Below are 1,642 nucleotides of genomic sequence, written 5' to 3' on the forward strand. Positions count from 1 at the left end.
GGTTCGCAGCAAGGCGGCGTTGACACCATAGGAGCAACCGACATCGATTATCTTTAACTTCGTCTTGTTTCGAACGCGTCGATAATCGGCGAAGATCCTTTCGAAGATCGGCTTGGCCCGATCTGCAATCATGTAGTCCAGGGCCCGATGCGCCCGAAAATAGGCGTGCGGCCACCTGCGATTGTAGGTTGCCGTGAAATCGTACTTCGCCCCCTGAATTCTGCCGCGCTCTGCACTTGCTACCTGACCTGACATGCAGTTTCCCTTCTTCGCTCCAGTGATCGCAATCTCACCCACGATATAAATATCGCTCGCCAGCTCCTGCCGCCTCACGAGAGACGTTTCAAAAGTCGTGCCAAGCTGAGCAGAGGCCATAAAAGCGATTTTCTGCACATCAACTCAATTGCTTACATGTCGGCCGAAGCTGTGCCTGCGGTCCACACACCAGGTTCGGGACAGCGACGGGGTGACCGTTGCGCCATCTACCTGCACCTGGGCATATTCATTCATTGACGGACAGTCGCTAACATCACGATTGGCAGCTGATGCAGTTGTCGCAATGACTCGCTTCAGCGTGCCTGCCACTGAACTCTCAGCCGGCGGTCGCCTGCCAATTGTAAAGCGTCGGCTCAGAGTCCCGCGCTTGCAGGCCAGATCACCCGCCTTCGTCCCCGTATCATGCTCGCGTGGTGATGATGATTGCCGTTAACCGCTTTCTTTTCATCAGTCCGGGAGGTGAGGGGCCGCACATTGGTTTTGCTCGTCAATGGTCGGAAATGGAGTGATCGACCAACCGATCAAATCGACGGCACGCTGAAGTATCGCCTCGGTGCGACTAAGACTGGATGAAGCGGCGATGACATGTCCCATACAGTCTCGATAATCGCCTTTTCTGACAATCGGCGTCTTGGGTTCAACATAGAACTTGACCTCGGCGACACCTGATACTGCGGCCGCTTGCCTGTCGCCACCGATCCAGTCAAGGGTGCCATCGCGATCAGCAACCAGATGCCGCGCTGCCGCAATGTGCGAAGGCCTTTTGCGCAAATTCCATTCCTCGCCGATGGCAAGCTTGATGTGCGCGGTGATGAGATCGACACCGTAAGCCAGACGAACGAGTTGAGGAAAGGGCGTGCCAGCCAGACGCGGATTGACTTCAATGACGACCGGGCCACGCTTCGTCCACCGGAGTTCAACGTTCGTTGGCCCCCAGCCAAGGCCGAGAGCTCGCAAACAGCTCAGCGAAACATTGGCGATACGCTCATGCTCGTCATCAGTCAGCAGTGCCGGGTAGGTGAACCCACGACAGACGAAATGCGGCGGGCGGCCGAAGTCACCGGTGCCAATCCCAATGACCTCATTCCCCATTATCTCAGCGGTATAATAGGGGCCTTGTGCGAATTCTTCGACCAGTATCCTCGGCGCAGACCGCCATATGTGCTGCCCGCCCAACAGATAGTTCGTGTGTTCGACTACCTCGTCGGCAGTGCGGCACAATCGGACACCGACGCTGCCGCTGCCTACCGCAGGCTTAACTACCGCCGGCAGTCCGATCTCCCTTGCAGAATCCTCTACGTCCGCTGCATTGGCCACCAAGCGATAAGCAGGTGTCGGAACGCCTGAGGCCGCGAGAAGTTGACGC

At 57.0% G+C, this 1,642-nt stretch carries 1 protein-coding gene and 1 pseudogene; both read right to left on the reverse strand.

Annotation, left to right across the window (positions count from 1 at the left end):
• Positions 1-393: pseudogene (locus NKJ11_RS33625) on the reverse strand (hypothetical protein); the annotation flags it as partial.
• A gap of 330 nt (positions 394-723) precedes the next feature.
• Positions 724-1,642: ATP-grasp domain-containing protein (locus tag NKJ11_RS33630; RefSeq protein WP_352795179.1), on the reverse strand; the 919-nt coding region annotated here is incomplete at its 5' end.

Origin of the sequence: Mesorhizobium sp. M0243 (assembly GCF_040321775.1) — a bacterium.
GTDB lineage: Bacteria > Pseudomonadota > Alphaproteobacteria > Rhizobiales > Rhizobiaceae > Mesorhizobium.